This is a genomic window from Peptoniphilus koenoeneniae, assembly GCF_030812875.1.
GTDB lineage: Bacteria > Bacillota > Clostridia > Tissierellales > Peptoniphilaceae > Peptoniphilus_B > Peptoniphilus_B koenoeneniae.
Genome location: NZ_JAUSTN010000004.1, coordinates 14847 through 41102, shown reverse-complemented (window position 1 = coordinate 41102; position 26256 = coordinate 14847). Strand labels below are relative to the sequence as shown.

The 26256-nt window shown below is 31.0% G+C and carries 24 protein-coding genes and 3 tRNA genes; 24 read left to right on the top strand and 3 right to left on the bottom strand.

Annotated elements, in window-relative coordinates; translation table 11 throughout:
- Positions 1-222: 222 nt before the first annotated feature.
- The 3 genes from J2S72_RS04200 to J2S72_RS04190 are packed head-to-tail and all read left to right on the top strand — an operon-like array spanning position 223 to position 2059.
- Positions 223-492 carry a Veg family protein gene (locus J2S72_RS04200; RefSeq protein WP_036739912.1) on the top strand — a complete coding sequence of 90 codons (270 nt, stop codon included), beginning with the start codon at positions 223-225 and terminating at the stop codon, positions 490-492.
- Between the two features lie 51 nt (positions 493-543).
- A complete protein-coding gene (gene ispE / locus J2S72_RS04195) occupies positions 544-1377 on the top strand; it encodes a 4-(cytidine 5'-diphospho)-2-C-methyl-D-erythritol kinase (protein WP_307495035.1) in 834 nt (277 codons plus the stop codon).
- The gene (locus J2S72_RS04190; protein ID WP_307495034.1) at positions 1370-2059 is read left to right on the top strand and encodes a hypothetical protein; all 690 of its coding nucleotides are present in this window, start codon (positions 1370-1372) and stop codon (positions 2057-2059) included. Before ispE ends, J2S72_RS04190 begins: the two co-directional genes overlap by 8 nt.
- 41 nt (positions 2060-2100) lie before the next feature.
- Here the strand turns inward: J2S72_RS04190 and J2S72_RS04185 are convergent, their stop codons facing one another.
- Positions 2101-4983 (bottom strand): insulinase family protein, encoded by a 2883-nt coding sequence (locus J2S72_RS04185; protein ID WP_307495033.1) that lies wholly within the window; start codon positions 4981-4983, stop codon positions 2101-2103.
- A gap of 50 nt (positions 4984-5033) precedes the next feature.
- Here J2S72_RS04185 and J2S72_RS04180 point away from each other — a divergent pair, with 50 nt between their 5' ends.
- The 5 genes from J2S72_RS04180 to J2S72_RS04160 all read left to right on the top strand — a co-directional run bounded on the left by J2S72_RS04180 (position 5034) and on the right by J2S72_RS04160 (position 9861).
- Positions 5034-5333 (top strand): hypothetical protein, encoded by a 300-nt coding sequence (locus J2S72_RS04180; protein ID WP_307495032.1) that lies wholly within the window; start codon positions 5034-5036, stop codon positions 5331-5333.
- The gene (locus tag J2S72_RS04175) at positions 5330-6397 is read left to right on the top strand and encodes a M24 family metallopeptidase (protein WP_307495031.1); all 1068 of its coding nucleotides are present in this window, start codon (positions 5330-5332) and stop codon (positions 6395-6397) included. Before J2S72_RS04180 ends, J2S72_RS04175 begins: the two co-directional genes overlap by 4 nt.
- Positions 6390-7985 carry a cardiolipin synthase gene (gene cls / locus J2S72_RS04170; protein ID WP_307495030.1) on the top strand — a complete coding sequence of 532 codons (1596 nt, stop codon included), beginning with the start codon at positions 6390-6392 and terminating at the stop codon, positions 7983-7985. Before J2S72_RS04175 ends, cls begins: the two co-directional genes overlap by 8 nt.
- 86 nt (positions 7986-8071) lie before the next feature.
- Positions 8072-8701 carry an epoxyqueuosine reductase QueH gene (locus J2S72_RS04165; protein WP_307495029.1) on the top strand — a complete coding sequence of 210 codons (630 nt, stop codon included), beginning with the start codon at positions 8072-8074 and terminating at the stop codon, positions 8699-8701.
- Complete coding sequence (locus J2S72_RS04160; RefSeq protein WP_307495028.1) at positions 8698-9861, top strand: CapA family protein; 1164 nt, start codon at positions 8698-8700, stop codon at positions 9859-9861. Before J2S72_RS04165 ends, J2S72_RS04160 begins: the two co-directional genes overlap by 4 nt.
- A 33-nt stretch (positions 9862-9894) precedes the next feature.
- On the opposite strand, the gene nrdG is transcribed toward J2S72_RS04160, so the two are convergent.
- Entirely contained in the window at positions 9895-10410 is a 516-nt protein-coding gene (nrdG, locus tag J2S72_RS04155; RefSeq protein WP_307495027.1) for an anaerobic ribonucleoside-triphosphate reductase activating protein, read from the bottom strand.
- A complete protein-coding gene (gene nrdD, locus J2S72_RS04150; RefSeq protein ID WP_307495026.1) occupies positions 10410-12533 on the bottom strand; it encodes an anaerobic ribonucleoside-triphosphate reductase in 2124 nt (707 codons plus the stop codon). The genes nrdG and nrdD overlap by 1 nt, the downstream gene beginning before the upstream one ends.
- Before the next feature lie 170 nt (positions 12534-12703).
- On the opposite strand from nrdD, the gene pyk reads away from it, so the two are divergent.
- From pyk to recO, 16 genes are all read left to right on the top strand, one after another.
- Positions 12704-14458: a pyruvate kinase gene (pyk, locus tag J2S72_RS04145; RefSeq protein ID WP_307495025.1), complete on the top strand. Its 1755-nt coding sequence runs from the start codon at positions 12704-12706 to the stop codon at positions 14456-14458.
- A gap of 87 nt (positions 14459-14545) precedes the next feature.
- Positions 14546-15613 (top strand): hypothetical protein, encoded by a 1068-nt coding sequence (locus tag J2S72_RS04140; RefSeq protein WP_023054755.1) that lies wholly within the window; start codon positions 14546-14548, stop codon positions 15611-15613.
- Between the two features lie 185 nt (positions 15614-15798).
- Positions 15799-15889 (top strand) — tRNA-Ser (locus J2S72_RS04135).
- A gap of 19 nt (positions 15890-15908) precedes the next feature.
- Positions 15909-15985, top strand: a tRNA-Ile gene (locus J2S72_RS04130).
- Positions 15986-15989: 4 nt separating this feature from the next.
- Positions 15990-16065, top strand: a tRNA-Phe gene (locus tag J2S72_RS04125).
- A 230-nt stretch (positions 16066-16295) separates the two neighbouring features.
- Positions 16296-17228 carry an ABC transporter permease gene (locus J2S72_RS04120; RefSeq protein WP_023054754.1) on the top strand — a complete coding sequence of 311 codons (933 nt, stop codon included), beginning with the start codon at positions 16296-16298 and terminating at the stop codon, positions 17226-17228.
- Entirely contained in the window at positions 17228-18253 is a 1026-nt protein-coding gene (locus J2S72_RS04115) for an ABC transporter permease (RefSeq protein ID WP_023054766.1), read from the top strand. Before J2S72_RS04120 ends, J2S72_RS04115 begins: the two co-directional genes overlap by 1 nt.
- 7 nt (positions 18254-18260) lie before the next feature.
- Complete coding sequence (locus J2S72_RS04110; RefSeq protein WP_023054744.1) at positions 18261-19247, top strand: ABC transporter ATP-binding protein; 987 nt, start codon at positions 18261-18263, stop codon at positions 19245-19247.
- Positions 19244-20239 (top strand): ABC transporter ATP-binding protein, encoded by a 996-nt coding sequence (locus J2S72_RS04105; protein WP_023054743.1) that lies wholly within the window; start codon positions 19244-19246, stop codon positions 20237-20239. The genes J2S72_RS04110 and J2S72_RS04105 overlap by 4 nt, the downstream gene beginning before the upstream one ends.
- Positions 20240-20248: 9 nt before the next feature.
- The gene (locus J2S72_RS04100) at positions 20249-21922 is read left to right on the top strand and encodes a peptide ABC transporter substrate-binding protein (RefSeq protein WP_023054746.1); all 1674 of its coding nucleotides are present in this window, start codon (positions 20249-20251) and stop codon (positions 21920-21922) included.
- 212 nt (positions 21923-22134) lie between these two features.
- A complete protein-coding gene (locus J2S72_RS04095; protein WP_307495024.1) occupies positions 22135-23121 on the top strand; it encodes a PhoH family protein in 987 nt (328 codons plus the stop codon).
- Complete coding sequence (ybeY, locus tag J2S72_RS04090) at positions 23118-23558, top strand: rRNA maturation RNase YbeY (protein ID WP_023054749.1); 441 nt, start codon at positions 23118-23120, stop codon at positions 23556-23558. Before J2S72_RS04095 ends, ybeY begins: the two co-directional genes overlap by 4 nt.
- A gap of 10 nt (positions 23559-23568) precedes the next feature.
- Positions 23569-24276, top strand: a complete 708-nt coding sequence (locus J2S72_RS04085; protein ID WP_023054762.1) for a diacylglycerol kinase — start codon at positions 23569-23571, stop codon at positions 24274-24276.
- 7 nt (positions 24277-24283) lie between these two features.
- Positions 24284-24691, top strand: a complete 408-nt coding sequence (locus J2S72_RS04080; RefSeq protein WP_023054765.1) for a cytidine deaminase — start codon at positions 24284-24286, stop codon at positions 24689-24691.
- Positions 24684-25571, top strand: a complete 888-nt coding sequence (gene era / locus J2S72_RS04075) for a GTPase Era (protein WP_023054740.1) — start codon at positions 24684-24686, stop codon at positions 25569-25571. The genes J2S72_RS04080 and era overlap by 8 nt, the downstream gene beginning before the upstream one ends.
- Positions 25568-26245: a DNA repair protein RecO gene (recO, locus tag J2S72_RS04070; RefSeq protein WP_023054742.1), complete on the top strand. Its 678-nt coding sequence runs from the start codon at positions 25568-25570 to the stop codon at positions 26243-26245. Before era ends, recO begins: the two co-directional genes overlap by 4 nt.
- Positions 26246-26256 lie beyond the last annotated feature (11 nt).

The following is a 26256-nucleotide window of genomic DNA, read 5'->3' as shown; positions in this document are numbered from 1 at the left end:
TTTTATATTATAAAAGAGAGCTTTAAAAGAGCATAAGGATTATTTATAAGATTAAAATTTTTATAAATTTTAAGAAAAAAATTTAAACTTATAAATTGTAAAAATTTTGTGAAAACGTATTGACAAGCAAAAATGAAGATAGTACAATATAAAGTTTTACTTGACATAGACCACTAAATATAGTATACTTAAACAAAATAAAGAGAGTAGAGGGGATATAGGATGAACCAGATGGAAATGATCAAGAGAGAGCTTACGCAACATATTGGTAAGAAAGTTGTCTTAAAAGCCAATAAAGGTAGGAAGAAATATGTCACAAGATTTGGGAAAATTAAAGCGGTGTATCCCAGTTTGTTTGTAGTTGAAGTTGAAAATGGAATTGAAATGACAACTTCATCTTACACCTATTCTGATGTACTCACTTCAACAGTTATGATTTCTGTTATTGAAGATGATATAGATTTAGAAGAATATAGAGAAAAAATTTCTTAAGAAGGCTGAGCCTTCTTTTTTTTATTGTAAAATTTATGTTAAAATCATCTTATGAAAGTTTATTCTCAAGCTAAAATAAATATAGGTCTTGACATTATAAATAAAAGACAAGACGGCTATCATAATATAAAAACAATAATGTATCAAATTCCCTTATTTGAAGAAATGTTTTTCGAAAAATCCACTGAACTTAAAATTGAAATGGTGGGTATAGAAAATCTAAGTTTGGAAGATAATATTATTTATAAATCATATTTGGCTCTTAAAAATTTTACCAATAAAGATTTACCCTTTACTTGTAAGGTTATAAAAAATGTTCCCTATGGAGCAGGGCTTGCAGGGGGGACTTTTAACGGAGCAAATACTTTAAAATTTTTAAACTCTGCCTATGATTTAGATCTATCTTTAAAGGAACTGGAAAAAATAGGTAAAAACATTGGGGCAGATTTTCCCTACTGCTTAAATGGAGGAGTTTTCTTAGCTGAGGGCATAGGCGATATTTTACAAAAAATTCAAATACCTAAGCTTAATATCCTACTTATTAATCCTGGATATGAAATTTCTACTAAAGAGGTTTATGAAAAAATAAGGATAGATAATAAGAGGGTTGATTTTAATAAAATAAGGTCCTCTATTTTATCAAAGGACTTGGATGGTCTTAGGGAAAATCTAATAAATAAAATGGAAGAGCCGGTTTTTGAAAAACATCCGGACCTTTATGATTTAAAAGAAAAAATTTCAAGTTTTAATGCCGCAGGACTATTAAGCGGAAGCGGTTCGAGTCTTTTTGGAATTTTTATGAATAAGGAAGATCTTAAAAGGGCCTATAATTATTTTAAGGATATTTATGATAAAGTATATGGGTTTGGAGGAGAAGATGTATAAAATTTTCATCTATGATGATTCCATAGGCTCTATTGGAATGGTAAAAAATTTAAGAAAAAATTTATATAGGGAATCTTTTGTATTTTTTGCAGATACCATATCTTATCCCATGGCATTAAGAAGAAAATCCGCATCGACAATTGCCCTTGCTCGGGCAAATTATTTTTTAGATCAAAATCCCAAGGTGATTTTAGTTGTCAATCCAACTCTTGCTTACTATTTAAATGGCATTCAAAAAGTTGTAACGGCTTTTGAAAGTTATAAAGACTTGCTAAAAAGTCACACAGTTATAGGAGCGAGCAACTTAAAAAATTTTTATTCAATAGATGATTTTGTAGATGGGCAACTTTTAATAAACGCAGTTAATGATGGAGGAAATCTTTATATAAGTGACAAGATAATTGAAAGTCTTGTAGGAGGCAAAAAAGATGTTTTTTTATTTGACACAGGTCTTTCTCTTATAAAAGATAGATTTAAAAAACATGTTAGTGGAGAAGTTATTAGTCTTAATGATTTAGCTGAAAATTATTTTATAAAATACATGGAGGACAAAAAATGGACTCTCAAATTTTTAAATGGAAATATAAAATATATAGTAAGCGAAAATAGGAAAGATTTTTATACAAATGCTGAAAAATTTACAGATTTTAAAATAAGGCCTGTATATAAATTTGATATTTAAAAAGCTGACCGATTTAAGTTCGATCAGCTTTTTTAATATTTTTATTTTTTAAGACTTTTTATATTTTTAAAGATGTTTTTATTTTCTTCAATAATATTTTTATTACCTATAACTCCTAAATAATTTTTATTCATAACTTTTTCAATTAAATCAGCATAGGATTTTAATTTTTCAAGATTTGTAGCAAGGGCTTCTGCTTTTTTCTTTTTAATTTCAGAGATTTCAATTCCTCTAATATATCTAAGACCAGAAACTAAACCCTTATCTTCAGGTGCAAGGTTGGGATCATAAGAGATGCTTCCTCCTATAATTGCATTTATTAAATCTTGCTTATCCATTTTTAAATTTCTTAAATAATTTGGAATTTCATCATAAACTTTTAAAGTTCTACTTAGTTGAGGATCCCTATAAGATAAGGCAATCATATCACCCTGATCGTTAATTAACATTCCTTGACCGTAAGCTCCTCCCTTAGCACGAATTTCGTTATAGAGGTACTCATTACTCAAAATATTTTTTAGAACTGCCACAGAGCCGTCTAAGTCCTCTGAGAAGGCCTTGTAGTTATAACCCTTAGCAACAAAATTAACATCACTGCTGGAAGTGTAGGCAATATTTTTTGCTTCTTCCTTAAATTCAAAGGGAACTGGTGAAATTTTTTTGTTAGTTAGTCCATCTATAAATTTTTTAAAGGGACTTAAATCTTCTAAATATTTTTCTTCGCAGGTAATATTTAGGATTAAATTTTTGGAGTTAAAAATTTCTCCATAAAGTTTTTGAATTTTTAATTTTATTTTTTCAAAATCCCTATCTATATTTTCAATTAAATCACAAAGATTGTGATAAAATTCAATGCCATTAATAATTTCATTATATTTTCCTACCCTACTGTAATAAGAAGAAACAAGACCTGAAGCTTTAAGGTGTCCCTTGCTTATAAAGTCATCTTCCATTTTGCTTTTAGCTTCATTTAAAACATCCTTGATCCTCTTAAGATCCTCAAATTTTGTTCTGTAAATAATTTCTTCAACAATTTTAAAAACATTTGAAACATTATCACTTAAAAATGGGAAGGAAACTAAGAATTTTCTAATAAGGTCATTACTTTTATTTTTTAAAGTTACCATGGGACTTGTAGAAAAACTACCAAGAACTTTATAAATTTCATTATCCAAATCTTTATAAGAATAATTTTCGGTGTCAAGTTTTCCTATTAAAAGATCCATTACAGAATAAATAAATAAATCTTCATTTCCTATAAAAGAGGAGTCAAAATAAAAATTGGCGTAGGTAATTCCGTTAGTAGCTTGATCGTGTTTTAAAATTTCAGAGTCTTTATAAATTTCCACAGACCTTTTTATTTCTTCCACATCCTTTGAAATATCATCTAAAGAAAGTCTTGGCATGCTAGCCTTTGCTTCGGGACTATCTTCCTTAGATAAAAACTCATCAAAAGATAGGGTTGAATTTATTAAATTTTCAATTTCTTCTTCGCTTAAAGAATTTTTGTAAAGTTCAAGTTTTTTTCTTAGCTTTTCTTCAATAATTTTATTTTTTTCTGTGGAAGGTTTTGCAATTAAAAGGACCTTATCCTGATTTTTTAAATATTTTTCCTCTATATATTTTTCAAAGAAATCTCCATCTATATAATTTCTAAGTTTTTTAAATTCCTTGGAAAAATTTAAACCTTCAAAGGGGCTTCCATCATAGAGCCATCTGCTCATTGCCCAAATAAAACGATAAATTTGTGCATTGGCACCGCCACCATTTCTAATGGTAAATTCAAACTTATTTAAAGTTGCCCTTAAAAGATCCTTATCAATTCCATTTTTAACTAAATCTTCTAAAGTTTCATTTATGGTATTTAAAAATTCATCTTTTCTATTTCCGTCAACATATTTTGCCATAATGCTTATAGCAAGTTCATAATTATCAATATTTGTGCCATAAACATCAAGGCCAAGTCCTTTTTTATAAAGAGCATTTTTTAAAGGAGAGGCATCAGTGTTTAAAAGAAGCTCAACTAAAAATTGATTAATTATACAATCAAAGGCAGAGTCATATTTTCCCGTAAGAATGGCAAGGCCAAGATAATCTTTATTTTTAGAAATTTCTAAGGCTGGATATTCAAAATTAATTTGGCGAATTTCATTTATAGGTTCTCTTGTTTTTATTTGAGAATCTATTTTTTTGTATTCAAAATGAGAAAGATAATTTTCGTCTATAAAACTTAAAGCTTCCTCCATATTAAGGTTACCTGAAAGGTAAATATAAGAATTGGAAGGATGATAATAAGTTTTATGGAAATTTAAAAAGGCCTCATAAGTTAAATTTGGAATATCTTGAGGATTTCCACCAGAATCAACCCCATAAGTTGTGCCTTTAAATAAGCTAGTGTTTAAGGCATCAAAAACTTGCTCATCTTCTGAAGCATAGGCACCCTTCATTTCATTGTAGACAATTCCATTTATTATAATAGGATCATTTTTATCTCTAAGTTCATAGTGCCAGCCTTCTCTTTTAAAGATTTTATCGGTTTCATAAATTCCAGGATATAAAACGCAGTCTAAGTAAACATCTAAAAGATTATAAAAATCTTTTTTATTTTTACTTGAAAATGGATAAATTGTCTTGTCCGGGAAAGTCATAGCATTTAAAAAAGTGTTGGGACTTCCCTTAACAAGGTCGAAAAAAGGTTCTCTTGTTTTATATTTTCTTGAAGTTCCAAGAACAGAATGTTCAATTATATGGGCAACTCCGCTGGAATCTTTAGGAGGAGTCCTAAAGCCTATTCCAAAGGCAAGATTATCCATATTATTTTCAAGAGTTACTATTTTTGCTTTTGTTTTTATATGCTCATAATAAGAAACTTTTGAATGAACATCTTCTATATATTTTTCATCTATTAAATTAAAGTTTTTCATAATTACCTCCTTGTGATATTATAGCATATAGAAAAACATAAGGAGGTAGCATGGATACTGAACTTTTAAAAAGTATGAGAAGTTTGAGAGTTTCTTTCTTAGATGGAGATTCTCCTGTAAATTTGGATATGGAATTTTTCTTAGGAGATTATCTTTATTTTTATATTCCCTACAAAAAAAATATTTGTGAGATGATAGAAAAATGTAAAAATGTACTTATATCTTTTAAAGATAAAGATGACAAGAGAATTTTATTTCAAGGTTCATGCCAAGTTATGCCGGAAGAATTTCCTATTGAAATTCCAAAAAATTCTCTTATAGTGAAATGCGAGATTAATAAAAAATTATGAAAAAAGAAAAAATACAAAAACTAATAGAAAAATTAAAAGATAATAATTTTGATGAAATAATTATTACAGACCCCTTTGCTATAAAATATTTAACTTCAATTTATATTGAACCAGGGGAAAGATTTTATGCTTTAAGGATTAATTCTAAAGGAGAAATAAATGTTTTTGCAAATAAATTATTTCCACCAATTGAAGAAGATTTAAATCCTGTTGTCTATACAGACACAGATAAGCCTATTGAAAGTCTTAAAAATTTAATAAAAGAGGCAAAAATCCTAGGCATTGATAAAAATATGCCTGCAAGATTTCTCTTAAATCTTATGGAAGGGGATAAAACTTATAAGTTAGGTTCCTTTATGATAGATGATTTAAGAGCTGTAAAAGATTTAAAAGAAATAGAATTTATGGAAGAAGCTTCAAGACTTAATGATGAAGCTATGGGCAAAATGGAAGAAAAACTTTCTGAAGATTTAAGTGAACTTGAAATGTGCGATTTTTTAGATAGAGTTTATAAGGATCTTGGAGCAGAAGATAAATCTTTTGAAACTATTGTAGGATATGGGGAAGGTTCATGGGACCCCCACCATATGACAAATGACAATAAAAAAGAAGAAGGCCAAAGTATTGTTATTGATATGGGCTGTGTTAAAAATGGATATTGTTCAGATATGACAAGGACATTTTTTTACAAGTCTGTAAGTTCTGAACAGAAAAAAATTTATAACACTGTTTTAAAGGCAAACTTAAAAGGCATATCCATGGTAAAACCCAACGTCAAAATTTCAGACATAGATAAGGCTGTTAGAAAAGTTATTGAAGATGCAGGATATGGCCAATATTTTACCCATAGGACAGGTCATTTTATAGGTATGGAATGTCACGAAAGCGGCGATATTTCATCTACAAATGACAATTTTACAAAAGTTGGAAATATTTTTTCTATTGAGCCTGGAATTTACAAACCAGGAGTTTGTGGAGTAAGGATTGAAGACCTCGTCTTGGTAACAGAAGATGGAGTTAAAGTTTTAAACAATTATCCCAAGGAGCTGAAGGTAATTGAGTAATTTATTGCCTAAAAAGGTAAAGAAGGAATTTAGACAAAAATATGAGCAAAGGGCTAAAAAATTAAGTAGAAATTTTAAGGACAGACCTATTGTTTTAATAGGAATTTTACTTTTAATTCAAATATTAGTTGTTATGGCAATTTTTATTTGGTTTAAAGATAAACTTCTTAATTTTTCAGCGCCTTTTATGGCTCTGCTTACAATTTTTATGACGGTTCATATTGTTGATAAGGATATGAATCCAGCATATAAAATTTCTTGGCTAATTCCTATTGCAGTTTTTCCCATATTTGGATCTCTTTTATATTTATTTTTGCACACAATACCGGGAAATAAAATTACAATAGAAAATTTAAAATTAAATATAAAAAGGACAAGACCCTATTTAAAACAAAATGAGAAAGTTTTAAAAAAAATGGAAGAAGAAAAGGAAAACTTTAAAGAACTGGCACAATATTTATATAATCTGGGTCCTTATCCAGTTTATGACAATTCTCCAGTGGAATATTACAGCGAAGGCAGATATGCTTTTGATGAAATGTTCGCTGAGCTTAGAAAGGCTAAGGATTTTATTTATTCTGAATATTTTATTTTAAAATCCGGAGAAATTTTAGACCAATACATTTCTATTTTAAAAGAAAAGGCAAGAGAGGGTGTTGAAGTAAGATTTATGTTTGATGCCATTACAATGTTTAACTTGCCTAAGGATTTTGAGGAAGATTTAACAGAAGCGGGTATAGATGTAAAAGTATTTTCTCCCGTTGCACCAATACTTTCAACTTATCAAAACAACAGGGATCACAGAAAGGTCCTTGTTATAGATAATAAAGTGGCCTTCACTGGAGGAATAAATTTTGCAGACGAGTATGCAAACCTTGTAAATTATTATGGAAATTGGAAGGACAATGCTATAAAAATTAAAGGACCTGCAGTAAAAACCATGACGGCAATATTTTTGCAAATGTGGAATATTTTTAAGGATGGAAATAAAGATTACGAAAAAAGGTTGCAAGAGGACCAATTTGAAGAGATTTATTCCAAAGATTATATTATTCCCTATTCAGATGCTCCAGGAGATGGAGAAAGTCTTGCTAAAAATGTTTATTTGCACATGGCATATTCTGCAAAAAAATACATTCACATTATGAGTCCCTATCTTATACTCGATAATGAAATGATTGTAGCTTTAACTTTTGCTGCAAAAAGGGGAGTGGATGTGAGGATTATAATCCCTCATATTCCAGATAAAAAAATTCCCTTCGCCGTTGCAAGAAGCCATTTTAAAGACTTACTTCCAGAGGGCGTAAGAATTTATGAATACAGACCTGGTTTTATTCATTCAAAAGTTATGATGGTAGATGGAAAAGTGGCAACTGTAGGAACTGTAAACATGGATTTTCGTTCTTTTCATTTAAATTATGAAAATGGAATTTTTATATGCGGAGAAGAAAGTGTATTTGACATAGGGGAAGATTTTAGAAATACTCTTTTGATTTCAAAAGAGGTAAGCATGGAAGACTATGAGGCTCTACCAATTTATTACAGGCTTTTTGGAGCCTTTATGAAAATTTTTGGTCCTCTTATGTAAGGTTAAATTTCTTATAAAAAATATAAAAGTAGACGACGAAAGTCGTCTTTTTTATTTTAAAAATAATATTGTGTTATAATTATTCCATGAAAATTAATTACAATTTAGAAATGGAAAATACAATTAAAAAATTAAACTATAAGCCAAAGCTTTTAATTCATTCTTGCTGTGGACCTTGTTCATCGGCAGTTATTGAAAGACTTATGGAAAATTTTCAAATTAACATTTTATTTTACAACCCAAACCTTGATTCAAAAATGGAATGGGAAAGAAGAATTAAAGAACAAAGAAAAATTATTGATGCTTTAAAAAAAGACGAAGAAATAAATTTAATTGTTCCAGACTTTATACCAGAGGAATTTTTAAGTGTCATAAGAGGCACAGAGAAGGCTCCTGAGGGTGGCAAAAGATGTATGAGATGTTATTACTTGAGACTTTTATATACAGGTCTTTGTGCAAGGGATTTGGACTGTGATTTTTGGACAACAAGTCTTACTATAAGCCCCCATAAGGATTCGCAAATTATAAATAAAATGGGACTTGCTATTGAGAAAAAAACGGGAGCAAAATTTTTAATGAGTGATTTTAAAAAGAAAAACGGCTTTAAAAGGTCTGTGGAACTTTCTCAACAATATAATTTATACAGACAAGACTACTGCGGATGTAAATTTTCAAAAATTGAAGCAGAAAATAGAAATAGGAATAAGAGCTTATGAAGAGATTTATATCATTAGTTTGGCTTATCCTTGCAAGCCTTCTGGTAATTATTTATTCAAACTTTTTTTTGCCTTCAAATAAAAATCAGGAAAATTATAAAAAAGAAAAAATTATTAAAGAAGAAAAATCTGAAAAAAGTTTTATCCAGGCAAATATTATGGCAACGGGAGATATAATGTTTCATCAGCCTCTTTATATAAAAACCAAAGATGCTGAGGGTAAGTATGATTTTTCCACTTACTATGAAAAGGTAAAGGAATATCTTACTTCTTCTGATTATGCAATTGGAAATTTTGAAGCAACTATAAATCCCAACAGACCTATTGCAGGTCATCCCATGTTTAATGCTCCTAAAGAAGCTGTAAAATTTTTAAAAGATTTTGGTTTTGATGCTCTTTCAACTTGCAACAACCACTGCCTTGATACAGGCTATGAAGGAGTTTTGACAACTATTGATGCAATAAAAGAAAACAATATTTTACCTTTTGGCACAAGAAAAGAAGAAAATGACAGAATAAATGTTGTGGACATAAAGGGGATAAAAGTTGGACTTTTATCTTACAGTGAAATGTTTAACGGCATGGAGGGAATTTTAAAGGATAAGTCTTATGTTGTAAGCCCTCTTGATTTAAATATGGTTAAAAAAGATATTGAAGATACAAAGAAAGCTGGAGCAGACATTATTCTTGTCTATTGCCATTGGGGAGATGAATACCATACCGACTTTGCTGAAAGACAAAGGCTTTATGCAAATGAAATTTTTAAAGCTGGTGCTGATATTATTTTAGGCTCCCATCCTCATGTTTTACAAAAAGCTTTAAAGTTCAATGTTGACGGAAGAGATAAGTTTTTAATTTATTCCATGGGAAATTCCATAGCCAATCAAAGAAAAGAGTGGATGGGCACTTATGATACAGAGTGTGGAGTTATTGTAAGTATTAATTTAAAAAAAGATAGCGAAAAAATTAATTTTGATGTTGACTTAATTCCCACTTACACGAGTAGAAGAATTGTTGACGGGATTTACAGATACTATGTTTACGCTATGAAAGATTTACTTGAGGGAGGTAAATACAGGGGAGATTTACCTGAAGGGGAAAAAGTAAGACTGGACAATAATTATAAAAGGTCTATGGAAATTTTAGATTATAAAAAATAAAAGGATGAAGTTTTAAGACTCCATCCTTTTTTATTAATGAAAATTATTTTTTACTGTTTGATCCCAAAGGACAACTTTATTTTCCTTTAAGGATTTTTTTATATCTATTATTCTTTGGTTTGAGCTTCCTCTAAATCTTAATTTTAAATCCTTTAAATTTTCATTAAAAAGTCCATCTACAAGAAAGTCACATTCTTTTAAAAGATTGAATTTATTTTCGTCTTTTAAAATTATTTCGTAAGTGAAACCTGAGTAAACCCAGATATTTTTTTGAACTTCTTTTTTTATTTGTAGAAGAATTTCCCTAAGTTCCACAGGGTGTTCCATAGGTTCTCCACCTAAAAGAGTAAGACCTTCAATTTCAGGATCTTTTAAATATTCTATAATCTCTCTTGTTTCCTTTTCAGTCCATTTATTTCCAAAATCAAAGTCCTGATATTCTTTATTGAAGCATCCGGGACAGTTATTTTTGCAACCTGTAACAAAAATTGAACTTCTTATTCCTGGTCCGTTGGCAATGTCATATTTTCTTATTTGTGCGTAATTCATTATATGTGAAGAACTCTGTCCTTTATTTCTTTAGTTCTACCTTCGTTCCAGAAATTTTCACCAAGGTAACCGCATGTTCTTCGAACGACGGATAAAGTAGCCTTATCGGTGTTTCCACATTGAGGACATTGCCATTCATTATTTTCATTTACTTTAATTTCTCCGTCATAACCGCAAACGCTACAATAATCACTTTTTGTATTGAACTCTGCATATTGAATGTTATCGTAAATAAATTTAACCATTGTTTCAAGAGCTTCCAGATTGTGCTCCATGTTTGGTATCTCTACGTAAGAAATGCATCCGCCTGAAGATTTATCTTGGAATTTTGCTTCAAAAGCAAATTTTTCAAAAGCGGAAATTTTTTCTCTTACATCAACATGGAAAGAGTTTGTATAGTAGCCCTTATCTGTAATATTTTCAATTATTCCAAATCTGTTTCTGTCTATGGAATTAAATCTGTGAGTTAAACTTTCTGCAGGAGTTCCGTAAACTGCAAATTGTAAGCCTGTTTCCTTTGTCCATTCTTCTTTTTTCTTGTTTAAGAAGTCCATAATTTTATTTGCAAATTCCGTTCCTTTAGGGTCTGTGTGGCTTACGCCTTTAACAAGCATTGAGGCTTCATAAATTCCTATATAACCTATTGTATAAGTGGAGTAGCCACCCTTTAAAAGGCTTTCTATTTTTGCATGTTTAGGAAGTCTTGCAATGGCACCATGTTGCCAGTGAATAGGAGAAACATCACTTGTTACATTTTTAAGATGTTTATATCTTAAAATTCCCACTCTTTTTACAAGTTCCATTCTCTTTTCTAAGATTTCAAAAAATTTATTTTCATCTCCTTGAGAAAGGATTCCTATTTGAGGAAGATTTATTGTACAAACCCCTACATTGAACCTTCCATCAAAGACATATTGTCCATTTTCATTTTTATAAGGAGGCAAAAAGGCCCTACAACCCATAGGAGAAAAGACATTGCCTTCATAATTTTGACGCATTTTTTTTGCTGAAATATAGTCAGGATACATTCTCTTAGCAGTGCATCTAATAGCAAGAGATGTTAAATAATAGTATTTGGAATCCTTATTTACATTATTTTCATCAAGAACATAAATAAGTTTCGGAAAAGCCGGAGTTACATAAACGCCTGCATCATTTTTAATACCTTGTATTCTTTGTTTTAATATTTCTTCAATAATTTGAGCAATTTCATTTTCATAGGCTTCTCCGTCTTTTATGTGCATAAATAAAGTTACAAAAGGAGCTTGGCCGTTTGAAGTCATAAGGGTGTTGATTTGATATTGGATTGTTTGAATTCCACTTTGCAAATCTTTTTTAGTCATTTCATCTGCCATTTTTTGTGCAAGATCAAGATCACCTATAATTTCAACTGCTAAATTCAAATTTTTTTCATAGGAACGTCTTAAATATTTTCCTAAGCAAGAAATATCTATAGATTGGCCCCCATATTGATTTGACGCAATTTGGGCTATTATCTGCGTCATGACATTACAAGCAACTTGAAAAGATTTTGGAGATTCAATCATCTTTCCATTTACAACAGTTCCTTTTCCCAGCATATCTTTCATATTTACAAGACAGCAATTAAAGATAGGTTGGATAAAATAATCTAAATCGTGTATGTGAATTGCACCGCTGTCGTGAGCTTCAACTAAATCTGCTGGAATCATCTTTCTCTTTGCAATATCTTTTGAAACTTCTCCCGCAATCAAGTCCCTTTGAGTAGAAGCTATTATTGCATTTTTATTTGAGTTTTCATCAATAACTTCAGTGTTAGTTTGATTTAAAAGGCCGAGAATTTCATCGTCTGTTGTGTTTGCTTCACGCTTAAAAGCTTGAACGGACTTGTAAGATTCATAGGCTCTTGCAGTGGCGGGATTATTGTAATGAATAAGTCTATAGTAAACTTGTTCCTCAATATCATATATACTCAGCTCTTTGTTTAAAGTTTGAGCATAATCAAAAATTTCATCAGCAATTTTTTGTGCTTGATTTTCTATGTAGATTCCATTTGGAGAATGCATAGCTTTTTCAATAGCAATTTTAATTTTTTCAGAATCAAAAGCTACTGAATTTCCATTTCTTTTTCTAACGGTTATCATGGGACTCTTCCTTTCAGATATATTTTTTACTAAAATAAATATACTATATATTGTGTAATAAAGCAATAGATATAATAAAAAAACACAAGATATATTAAAGCATATTTTTGTAGACTATTAAAGGGAACTTAGGGTATAATTCACATAGGTATTATTTATGGAGGAAAAAAATGAAAAGAACAAAAATTATTTGCACAATAGGACCGGCAAGTGATTCTGAAGAAGTTTTAGAAAAACTTTTTAAAGAAGGTCTTGATGTTTGCCGCTTGAATTTTTCTCACGGTAGTCATGAAGAACATCTTGCTCGTCTTAAAAAAATTAAAAAAGTAAGAGAAAAACTAAATTTACCAATTGCTACTATTCTTGACACTAAAGGTCCGGAAATAAGACTTGGAGATTTTAAAGATTCCATGCGCCTTTATTTAAATCCAGGAGATGAATTTACTTTAACAACAGAAGATATTATAGGAGATGAAAAAAAAGTTTCCGTTTCTTATAAAAATCTTCCTAAGGACGTAAAAATAGGTTCCAGGATTTTAATTGATGATGGTCTTGTAGAACTTCATGTTAAAGAAATTGAAGGAAATGAAATTCACTGCTCAGTTTATAACGGAGGAGAAATTTCATCTAAAAAGGGAGTAAATGTTCCTGATGCCCATGTTAAACTTCCGGCACTTACTGAAAAAGATAAGGAAGATATAAAATTTGCTATTGAAAATGACATGGATTTTATAGCAGCTTCTTTTATAAGAACTCCTGCAGATGTTGTTGAAATAAGAAGAATACTTGAAGAAAACAACAATTATGACATAAAAATAATTTCTAAAATAGAATCAAGGGAAGGTCTTAAAAATGTTAGAGACATCCTTGATGTATCTGATGGCATAATGATTGCAAGAGGAGATTTAGGAGTTGAAATTGCAACTGAAGAAGTACCTATAGCACAAAAAGATATTATTAATCTTTGTAATGAAAAGGGAAAAGTTGTTATTACAGCCACTCAAATGTTGGATTCTATGATTAGAAATCCAAGACCTACAAGAGCTGAAGCTAATGATGTTGCCAATGCAGTTCTTGACGGAACAAGTTGTGTTATGCTTTCAGGAGAAACTGCCAGTGGTAAATATCCTGTAAATGCAGTAACAACTATGAGAAAAATTGTTGAAGTAACAGAAAACTCCATTGATTTTCACGAAATTTTAAGAAAGAAAATTGATGAAATTTCTATGACTACAACAAATGCCATAGGAAAATCAACTTGTACAATTGCAGAAGACTTAGATGCAAAAGCAATTATTACAGCTACAACTTCAGGTTTTACTACAAGGGCAATTTCAAAATTCAGACCTAAATGCTTAATAATAGGGGCAACAACTAAAGAAAAAGTAAAAAGACAACTAAACATAGAATGGGGAGTTAAATCCATATTAATAAAAAGTGCCGTTGAAACTGATGAAGTTATTAGTGTAGCTCAAGAAGAATCAAGAAAAAACGGATTTATAAAACCGGGAGATACTGTAATAATTACAGCGGGAGTTCCTGTTGGACTTGCAGGATCAACAAACTTAATAAAAGTTCAAACTGTCGGTGAAATTATGACAAAGGGAACAGGAATAGGAGATGTTGAGGTTACAGGAAAAGCTCTTGTGATGAAGTCTGACCAAGATTATGTAAAATACTTTGAAGATGGAGATATTATTGTAACTGACGGAGTTACCAATGATATGGTAAAATATATTGAGCGTTCAAAGGGCTTAATTGTTGAGGAAGCAGGTTTTACATCTCAATCGGCAATAACTGGTCTTAACCTAGGAATACCGACAATATTTGGAGTCGCAGATGCTATTAAAAAAATCAAAAGCGGCGAGATAATAACAATGAATTGCTCTGAAGGCACAATTAAAAAAGGAACAATTACAAAATAAAAAATTTTAAGAGATCTGAAAGGATCTCTTTTTTTATTTTTAAATAGTAGAAAAAAGTAATATAATAAGAAAAAAGGAGGATACATAATGAAAAAAATTATTTACATATTTATGGTAATTCCGCTTTTCTTTTCCTTGATTTCTTGTAATAAAAAGCCTGAAAATACTAATAAAATTGAGAAAAATCAAATAACTGAGAAAAAAGAGCTTAATACAAAAAATAAAAACATTTCAGAGAAAAAAGAAGAAGAGGTAAAAAAAGAAGGTTCTCTTGAAGCTTTAAGAGAAAGCTTAAAAAAGGAATCTAAAGATTTTGGAGTTGCTTATCTTGGGATTTCTCAAGAATCTTTAAAGGAAAACTTTAAAAATTGGATAAAAGAAAATAATCCTAAATTGTATAAAAAATATAACTTCATAGAAAATCTAAAATGTGAAAATATAATTCCAAGGGAAAATAACGGAGGAGAAGTTTTTCTCTTCATAACAGCTGATCCAAAAAGTTCAATAGCCGTAAACAGACTAACTTTAGGGGATAATTCTGAACTTAAAGTTGATGAAATTCTATATAAAAGCGATTTTTCGGAAGAACCCCTTCTCCTAGTGTCTGATTCCCTTGAATTTCCAGATGTTGAGGTAAATTTGGTTCCGGAAGGTAAAGAAAGCATAAGGTGGGATCCATTGTTAATGTGGGATTTAGTTTCACAAGAGTTAGCTCATAAGTCTAAGTTTTTAGATTTAAGTCAATATGGAGATGAAGGAGTTAAGGCAGAAAAGGGATTTTTATATGACAGTGGATGGAGAAAGGCTAAAAAGGATGAATTAAAAAATACAACCTGGAATAGCGAAGGCTGGTATATGGATTTAACTGAAGATAAAAATTTAAAAGGTTATGATGGAAATATAGCAATTTATCAGATATCAGATAAAGATTTTGAACACATAAACAAATACTCAGGGACTTATATTGTATCGGAAGATAAATTAATACTGGATATAAAAAACAAAGATGGAAAAGAAATAAAAAATGAATTTGATTTTCTAATTTTGCAGGATTTAAGTTTTGTAATTATTCAAAAAAGTTTGGATAAAGATAATCAGTTGCCATTTTTTGAAGAAGATCAAGATTTTGTTCAATTTATTCAATCTATGGGTTAAGGGTGTCAACAAAAAAATAGTGTAGATTAAAAAAACTTTAAATTGTTTACACTTTTGAAAGGGTAAGCAATTTAAAGTTTTGGTAAATTTATTATAAAAAAATCTATTGACAAAGTTATTTTCCGCCTATATACTGTTAAGAGTGATGCGGAAAAAATAAACCGAGATGGATTTATGAACACTTTGGAGAAATACTCAAGAGGCTGAAGAGGCTCCCCTGCTAAGGGAGTAGGGCTCGTTAGGGTCGCGAGGGTTCAAATCCCTCTTTCTCCGCCAATTAAATATTAAATGGTGAGGGCCTTTAGCTCAGTTGGTTAGAGCGCCCGGCTCATAACCGGTAGGTCCGGGGTTCGAGTCCCTGAAGGCCCACCATTATGCCCAGATAGCTCAGTCGGTAGAGCAGAGGACTGAAAATCCTCGTGTCGCTGGTTCGATTCCGGCTCTGGGCACCAAGAAACATTCCTGAAGTTTTATATTTTAGGAATGTTTTTTTATTTAAAACAATAAAAGGACTTTATTTAAATAAGGTCCTTTTTATTTTATCTATTTTATGAAAAAATTTTCACTAAAATTTATCAAGATAACGATTTACATCATTTGCAATATAAAACATTAAAGCGTATAATTAATGAAAGTTTATTTTAGTAAAGCAAAAAACAGATAAATAGATAAAGGAGAAAAAATGGCAAAGTATATTTTTAAAAGAATTTTACAATCGATTCTTGTTTTGCTTGTTGTAACTTGTATAACATTTCTGCTTATGAAAAGTGTACCGGGAAGTCCATTTTTAGGAGAAAAAGCACAATCTCCTGAAGTTACGGCTGCCCTGTATAAAAAATACGGTTTAGATAAGCCAACACATATTCAACTTATAAATTACATTAAAAATTCTCTTAAACTGGATTTTGGTGTTTCTTTAAAAATGCAAAAAAACAGACCTGTAATTGACATTATTAAAGAAATGCTTCCCACTTCTGCAAAACTTGGGATTATAGCCGTAATTTGGGCTACCCTGGTGGGAGTTCCTTTAGGTTGTCTTGCAGCTTATAACAGAGGGAAAAAAATTGATGATTTTTTAAGAGTTTTAACAACCATAGGTATATCAGTACCAGGTTTTGTTACAGCTACTCTCTTGTTGGTATTTTTCGGAGTTAAACTTCATATTTTACCAACTATGGGTCTTAGCAATATAAGAAGTTATATTATGCCTTGTTTTGCTCTTGGGTTTTATCCTATGTGTTATATAGCAAGACTTTCAAGATCATCTATGCTTGATGCAATAAATCAAGACTATATAAGAACTGCAAAATCAAAGGGAGTTCCATCAAGGAAGATTTTATTTAAGCACGCTTTAAGAAATGCTTTTATACCAGTTCTCACTTATTTAGGGCCCTTAACGGCAGGAATTATTACAGGATCTCTCGTAATTGAATCTGTTTTTTCTCTTCCAGGCCTTGGAAGATATTTTGTAAATTCTATTTTAAACAGAGATTATCCTATTATAATGGCGACAACAATTTTCTTTGCCGCTCTTGTAATAACTATGAATTTAATAGTAGATATTTTATATAAATTTGTAGATCCCAGAATTGATGTTACAAAGGAGACTCAATGATGCAAAAATTTTTTAGTTTACAACAAGATCCTGAAGATTTAGGTATAACTTTTGCAGCAGATGATTTTGAACCTGCAAGTTTACAAGATAGAGAAGATTTTTATGCAAAAGCTCCTTCAGTATCCTATTGGAAAGATGCCTGGAGAAGGCTAAAATCAAATAAAGTTGCCATGGTAAGTTTGGTATTTTTAATATTTGTTGTAATATTTGCCTTTTTAGGACCTTTATTTGTAAAAGGAGATTATACAACTCAGTTTAGAGGTGACGAAAATTTATTTCCTTGTTTGCAATATCCTTTCGGAACAGATAAATTAGGAAGAAATATTTTAACAAGAGTTATGTACGGCACAAGAGTTTCTCTTATAGTAGGCATCTTCGCCTCACTTATAGTACTTGTAATAGGCAGTATTTATGGAGCTGTTTCAGGATACTTAGGTGGAAAAGTTGATTCAATAATGATGAGGATATTGGACCTTATTTATTCGGTGCCAGATGTACTTGTAGTAATCCTTATTTCAATAGCAATTAACAAACCTTTAAAAGATTGGGTTAACAATAGCGGAAGCCAATTTGCAAAAAAAATTGGAGTTTTAGGGCCGGCACTTATTTCAATATTTATAGTCTTTGGACTTTTATATTGGGTAGGTATGGCAAGAATAATAAGAGGACAAGTTCTTATGCTTAAAGAGCAGGAATTTATCACAGCCGTAAGAGCCTTGGGGGGAAGTAAAAAAAGGATTATAAAAAGACATATTTTTCCAAATTGTATAGGTCAAATAATTGTAATGACTGCTATGCAAATTCCATCGGCAATATTTCTTGAAAGTTTTTTATCTTTCTTGGGAATTGGGGTTTCAGCTCCTATGACATCTCTTGGTGCCATGGCGGCAGATGCTCTTGGAGGTATTTACTCCTATGCTTACAGGCTTGTTATTCCATCAATTTTATTAAGTTTAATTATTTTAAGTTTAAATTTATTTAGTGACGGTTTAAGAGATGCTCTTGACCCAAGATTGAAGAAGTAGGTGAATTATGGAAAACAAATTATTAAGCGTAGAAGATTTAAAAGTTTCTTTTTATACACCTGTAGGAGAAGTAAAAGCCGTTGACGGAATAAATTATGATTTAAATTACAACGAAGTAATGGGAATAGTTGGAGAATCAGGAAGTGGAAAAAGTGTTGAAGCCTATTCAATAATGGGCTTGCTTCAAGAACCTGGAAAAGTTAAATCCGGAAAAGTTATTTTTGAAAATGAAAATATTTTAGATTACGACAAAAAACAAATGGAAGATTTTAGAGGAAATAAATGCTCTATGATTTTTCAAAATCCAATGACTTGCTTAAATCCCGTATATACAATTGGAAATCAACTTATGGAAGCAGTTTTAGTCCATAAGAAAATTTCAAAAGAAGAAGCTTATAAAAAAGCAGTAGAGATGCTTGAACTTGTTGGAATATCAAATCCGGAAAAGAGAATGAAACAATATCCTCACGAGCTCTCAGGGGGCATGAGACAAAGAGTAATGATAGGTATGGGTCTTATATGCGAGCCCAAACTTTTAATCGCTGACGAGCCTACTACGGCCTTAGACGTAACAATTCAAGCTCAGATATTGGAACTTATGAAAGAAATACAAAACAAAACTAAAATGAGTATTATTTTTATAACTCATAACTTGGGGGTAGTTGCTGCAATTTGTGATAAGGTAAGCGTTATGTATGCAGGAAAAATTGTTGAACAGGGAAGTGTTGATGAGATTTTTTATAAACCTAATCATCCATACACAAAGGGACTTTTAAAATCAATGCCCAGAATTGATTCAAAAGAAGATGAAAGACTTAAAAGCATTGAAGGGAACCCTGTGGACATGTTAAACCCTCCTGAAGGTTGCGGATTTGGACAAAGATGTGACCATTGCATGAAAATTTGTCTTAGAAAAGAACCGCCAATGTTTGAAATTTCAGAAAATCACTATTCAAAATGTTGGCTACATTTAAACAGGGAGGGAATTAAATGAAAAAAACAGATGAAAAACTCCTTGTTTGTGAAAATATAGTAAAGCAATTTAAAGTTAAAGGAAGTTTCGGAAAAATAAATACTGTCCATGCAGTAGATAATGTAAGTCTATTTATAAAAAAAGGAGAGACCCTAGGACTTGTAGGTGAATCCGGTTGTGGTAAAACAACCTTCGGAAGAACAATTTTAAGATTACACGAACCAACAAGGGGAAAAATAACCTATGACGGACAAGTAATTTATGATTCTGAAAATAATATAAAAAAGGACATGGTTCCTTTAAGAAGAAAAATGCAAATAATATTTCAAGACCCCTCAGCATCTCTTGACCCAAGAATGACAGTTGGAGAAATTGTAGGAGAGGCTCTTGATATTCATAATTTATACGAAAATAAAGAAGACAGAAAAGATAAAATCGGTCAACTATTAAATCGGGTCGGCTTAAATAGAGAACATGCAAACAGATATCCCCACGAATTTAGCGGCGGACAACAACAAAGAATAGGAATTGCAAGAGCTCTTGCAGTAAAACCAGAATTTATAGTTTGCGACGAACCCATATCAGCTTTGGATGTTTCCATTCAGGCTCAAATTGTAAATATGCTTCAAGACATGCAAGAAGAATTTGGATTGACATATTTATTTATAGCCCATGACCTATCTGTAGTAAAACATATTTCAGATAGGATAGGAGTAATGTATCTTGGAAAACTTGTAGAACTTGTAGAGGCAAATGAACTTTATGACAATCCTCTTCATCCATACACCAAGTCCTTACTATCGGCAATACCAGTTGCAGATCCTGAGATAAATAGAAAAAAATCGAGAATAAAATTAATAGGAGAAATCCCATCGGCAATTAATCCGCCCAAGGGATGTAGATTTCACGAAAGGTGCCCTTATGCCACAGAAATATGTAAAGAAGAAGAACCAGAATTTCGTGAATATGAACAAGGTCATTATGTAAGTTGTCATAATATAAATAAAATTTAGGAGGAGATTATGAAAAGGAAAGGTAAATTATTAGTTCTTTGCTTAACGTTAATATTAGTATTAACAGCTTGCGGTTCAAAAACCGATAACAAAAAAGCAGAAGGAAACAAAGGAAAAGAAGAAAAGAAAGTAATACAAGAAGAACCCGGAAGACAAGATGGTATATTAGATATTTGTATAGCATCTGAACCGGATTCAATTGACCCCGCATTAAACACTTCTCTTGACGGGGCAACTATGATTCAACACATGTTTGAAGGTTTAATTAAATGGGAAAATGATGGAAATGGAAATGCAGTATTAAAACCTGGTCAAGCTGATAAATGGGAAGTGTCAGATGATAAACTTACCTACACTTTCCACATAAGAGATGGTGCAAAGTGGTCAGATGGTAAACCTGTAACAGCAAATGACTTTTTATATTCATGGAACAGACTTGTAGATCCTAACACAGGAGCAGACTATGAATATATGCTTGATATGGTTGATGGATATGATGCTAAAAAATTAAATATTTCAGCACCAGATGAAAAAACTTTTGTAGTTAAACTTCACACACCAACTCCATATTTTGAAGAAATTTGTGCTTTCGCAGCAACTTATCCTGTAAGAAAAGATATAGTTGAAGGAAATGACAAATGGACTTTAAAGCCAGAAACTTATATTTCAAATGGACCATACAAACTTGCTTCTTGGGAACACAATCAAGTAATAAATATGGAAAAGAATCCGGAATACTATGACGCAGATAAAATTACTGCAGAAAAATTAGCCTTCCACTTGAAAGATGATGACAATGCAATTTATGCATCATATAGGGCAAAAGAACTTGACTTTATAGAAAGTGTCCCAACAGAAGAAGTTAAAAAGTTAATAGACAACGGCGAACTTAAAATCAATCCTCAAGTAGGAACTTATTTCGTATGCTTTAACACTTCAAAACCACCATTTGATAATGCAAAGGTTAGAAAAGCTTTCAGTCTTGTAATTGATAGAAACTTTATAGTTGAACAAGTAACAGGTAAAGGACAACAACCGGCATCAGGATTTGTTCCATCTGGAGTAAGCGATAAAGATGGAGCAAGTGGAGATGACTTTAGAACAAAAGGTGGAGATTTCTATTCAATCAACGCTGACGATTACACTAAAAATGTAGAAGAAGCAAAAAAACTTCTTAAAGAAGCAGGTTATCCAGATGGAAAAGGCTTCCCACAAATTGAATATATTTACAACACATCAGAAGGACACAAAGCAGTAGCTGAAGCACTTCAAAATATGTGGCAAACTGAACTTGGAGTTACTATAACACTTCAAAACTCTGACTGGAATGTATTCTTAAAAGACAGAAAAGAAGGTAACTATAATATAGCTCGTCACGGATGGGTAGCAGATTATAATGATCCTATGTCATTTATTGATATGTGGATGACAGGCGGCGGAAATAATGACGCACAATATTCAAATCCTGAATTTGATAAACTTGTAAAAGAAGCAAAAACTACAGATGACACAGCAAAGAGATTTGAAGATCTTCACAAAGCTGAAGACATAGCTGTTAAAGATGATGCAATAGTTGCACCAATTTACTTCTACACAAGTCCACACATGATTAAACCTAACATTGAAGGACTATTCTACACACCACTTGGATATTACTTCTTTGGAGAAACAAAAGGTTTTTAAAAAACAATCACCATATTTTAAAAAATATAAGTTTTCAAAAAAAAGCTCTTCGGAGCTTTTTTTATTTGTATGAAAGATAATATTAAATATTTATTTAAGACATTATTTATAAAAAGCATCAAATTGAGGCTTTTTTATTTTTCTAATAAGACCGGCTTTATGGAAAAAAAGACCTTAATATGATATTATTAACTAAATCAGGAGGTATTTATTTGTTAGAAAACCAAGAAAAAATTCTTCCTATAAAAGAAGAATACAACATTGATCTCTTATGTGGGAATTTAGATGAAAATATAAAAAAAATAGAAAAAGAATTTTCAGTAAAAATTGATATAAGAGACAATAAAATAATAGTAAAAGGCAATGAAAATGATGCTGAAGATGCCATTTTATTAATCAGCAATTTATTGGAACTCATAAGAGAAAAAAAAGGAATCGAAAGAAAAGATTTAGACTACTCCATAAAACTAATAAAGTTTGGAGAAAAAAGACCTATTAATGAACTTTTAAATGAAGTTATAGTTTACACCTCTATGGGAAAACCAATAAAGTCCAAAACTCTTGGGCAAAAACAATATATAGATCTTATAAAGGACAATGATATTGTTTTCGGAATTGGACCTGCGGGAACAGGAAAAACTTATTTAGCAATGGCTATGGCTGTAAGAGCTTTTAAAAATAAGGAAGTAAATAGAATTATTTTAACAAGACCTGCAGTTGAAGCTGGTGAATCTTTAGGATTTTTACCTGGGGATTTGCAAATGAAGGTTGATCCCTACTTAAGACCTCTATATGATGCTCTTTTTGAAATAATGGGTCATGACAATTATACTAAATATCTTGAAAAAGGTCTTATTGAAGTTGCTCCTCTTGCTTACATGAGAGGAAGAACCTTAGACAGTGCCTATGTAATATTAGATGAAGCTCAAAATACTACAAATGAACAAATGAAGATGTTTTTAACGAGGCTTGGATATGGTTCAAAGGCTATTATAACAGGGGATATAACTCAAATAGACTTGCCAAGGGGCAAGCAGTCGGGTTTAAAAACAGTTCTTAAAATTTTACAAAATGTTAAGGGTATAGGAATTGTTTATTTAAGTAAAAATGACATTGTAAGACATCCTTTAGTTCAACGTATTATAGATGCTTATGAAAAATATGAAAATAAGAAAAATGAAAAAGAGAACAAAAGATGATAGATATATATTTTGATGATAGACAAGAAAATTTTGAAATAGATAATGGTGTGATTGAAATTGTAAAAAAATCTATTGAAGAAGCCCTTAATATTTTAGGCTTCGATGATGCTGAAGTATCAGTTTCTTTTGTGGATGATAATGAAATACAAGAACTTAATAGAGATTACAGAGGGGTTGATTCTGTAACGGACGTCTTATCTTTTCCCATAGATGATAAGTTCAGTAACATTTTAGGTGATGTGGTAATTAACACTAAAAGAGTTTTATCTCAGGCTGAGGAGTTCGGTCATTCAAAAGAAAGGGAACTTTCTTATTTAACAGTTCATTCAATTCTTCATTTAGTTGGCTATGACCACGAAAATGAAGAAGATAAAATAGAAATGAGAGCAAAAGAAAAAGAAATAATGGATAAGCTTAAAATATATAAAAATTGAGGTTGATAATTTGAAGAAAAACAGATTTATAGCTTCTTTCAACTATGCTGTTCAGGGAATTATTTCCGCTTTACAGACTGAAAAAAATTTAAAATTTCATTTTTCAGCTTGTCTTGGGATTTTAATTTTTTCTTTGTTTTTTAATATTACAAAGGTTGAATTTATGATCCTTTTATTTGCAATAAGTTTTGTTATTGTATCTGAAATGATAAATACAGCTATTGAAAGAGCTGTAGATTTAATTGTTCAGGATTACAATCCAATTGCAAAATATGTAAAAGACGTTTCTGCAGGAGCAGTTTTAATTTCTGCCTTAAATGCAATAGTTGTTGCTTATTTTTTATTTTATAAAAAATTATCAAAGCTTGGAGAAATAGGTCTTATGAAAATAAGAAACTCTTCAGATCACCTTGCTTTGGTTTCTTTAATAATAGTTTTAATACTTGTCATAATAGGAAAATATATTATGGCAAAGAAAAATGGTGGTTCATATTTTCAGGGAGGAGCAATTTCCGGTCACTCGGCAATTGCCTTTTGTGCTGCAACTATAATAAGTTTAGTAGCTCAAAAGGGTCTTATTACAACATGTTCTTTAGGACTTGCCCTTCTTGTAGCTGAAAGCAGAGTTGAAACAGGAGTACATAAGGCAAGTGAAGCTATATTTGGTGCCATAGTAGGCATAAGTGTTGCAATATTTGCCTTTAAAATTTTTAGTTAGAGGTCTTATGGAATTAAAAAATTTAATTGAGCTTGCCCTTGAAGCAAAAGATAGGTCAACATACACGCCCTATTCTCACTTTAGAGTAGGAGCAGCCGTGGAAATGGAAGATGGAAGTGTTTACACCGGAGGCAATATAGAAATTGCTTCTTATTCTCCGACTAACTGTGCTGAAAGAACGGCAATTTTTAAAGCCGTAAGCGAAGGTAAGCGTGAAATTAAAAAAATAGTCATAACAGGGGATGCAAAAAACACATTTCCATGTGGAGTGTGCAGACAAGTTATTAGAGAATTTTCCGAAAATCCCATGATAGTTGTTGCAAATTCAGTGGACGATTATAAAGTTTATACTTTAGAAGAACTTTTGCCCCACAGTTTTGGCCCAGAATACTTAAAGAGAGGTAATGATGTTTAAATCAGGTTATGTGGGAGTGCTTGGAAGACCCAATGTAGGGAAAAGCACTCTGCTTAATAGAATAGTTGGAGAAAAAATTTCTGCGGTTTCTAGCAAACCTCAGACAACAAGAAATAAAATTTCAATAATTTATAATGATGAAGATTCACAAATAATATTTTTGGATACACCGGGAATGCAAAAACCGGGAAATGAGCTTGGAAAATTTATGCAAAAAGAATCTGAAAGTTCTTTAGATGAAGTTGATATAGTAACTTATATTGTAGATACTTCAACAAAAATCGGAAGGCTTGACAGGATGATAATAGATCTTTTAAAAAAAGCACCGAAAAATTTGAAAATTATTTTGCTTATAAATAAAATTGACCAAGTTAAGAAGGAAGAACTCTTAGACATTATAAATTTATACAAAGATGAGCTTAACTTTGAAGAGATAATCCCTATAAGTGCAATGATGGGCGACGGCATAGAAGAATTTATGAAAATTTTAAAAGACTTATTGCCAGAGGGACCCAAGTATTATCCCGATGATATTTTAACTGACAGACCAGTTAAATTTATTGCATCTGAAATAATAAGAGAAAAAGCCCTTTTAAATTTAAAGGAAGAAGTTCCTCACGGAGTGGCTGTAACAATAGAATCTATGCATGAAAATGAAAAAGGCTTAACTGAAATAGAGGCTGTTATCTATTGTGAAAAGGATTCTCACAAGGGAATTTTAATAGGAAAAAATGGTTCTATGTTGAAAAAAATCGGCACTGAAGCAAGACTTGACATTGAAAATTTAATTGAAGGCAGAGTTAATTTAAAACTTTGGGTAAAAGTTGATAAAAATTGGCGAGATAATGACAGAAGATTAAAAGGACTTGGCTATAAATGATAGAAACTGAAGGGATTGTATTAAATGAGCTGAAAATAAAAGAAAGCTCGAAGATTTTAAAAGTATATTCCAGGCAACTGGGACTTATTTCCATTTACGCAAAAGGTGCTTTAAGAAAATCTTCTCCTTTTACAGCTTCATCTCAAATATTTTCTCACAACAGTTACAGACTAAAAAAGCAAGGAAATTTTTTCTATATACAAAAGGCAACAATCATTAGCTTAAATTATGATTTAAGAAAAGATTATGAATCTTTTATTTATGGGTCAATGATTGTTGAGCTTTACGAAAAAAGTAATTTTGAATCTGAAATAAATAAAAAAACTTTTGATTTACTTGCAAAATATTTAAAAGTTTTGCCGGACAGTAAAAATAAAAAGGCAATCACAACAGCTTTTTTTCTTAAATACATTAGCTTCATGGGCTTTCGTCCATCTATGGTGGGAAATTATTTTTCCATTGAAAATGGGGGAATGGTTAATGAAAGTGATGTAAGTTTGGATTCATATTTACTTAAGGAAGAACAAAAAGATTATTTAAAATTTTTATTATACAGCGATCTTAGCGGGGAATACGAAAAAAATTTATCAGATGACTTTTTGTTTGAAATTGTACTAAAATATATAAAGTATAATCTTGAGATAAAAGATTTTAATTCATTGAAATTGTTATAAAAGAGGGGGAG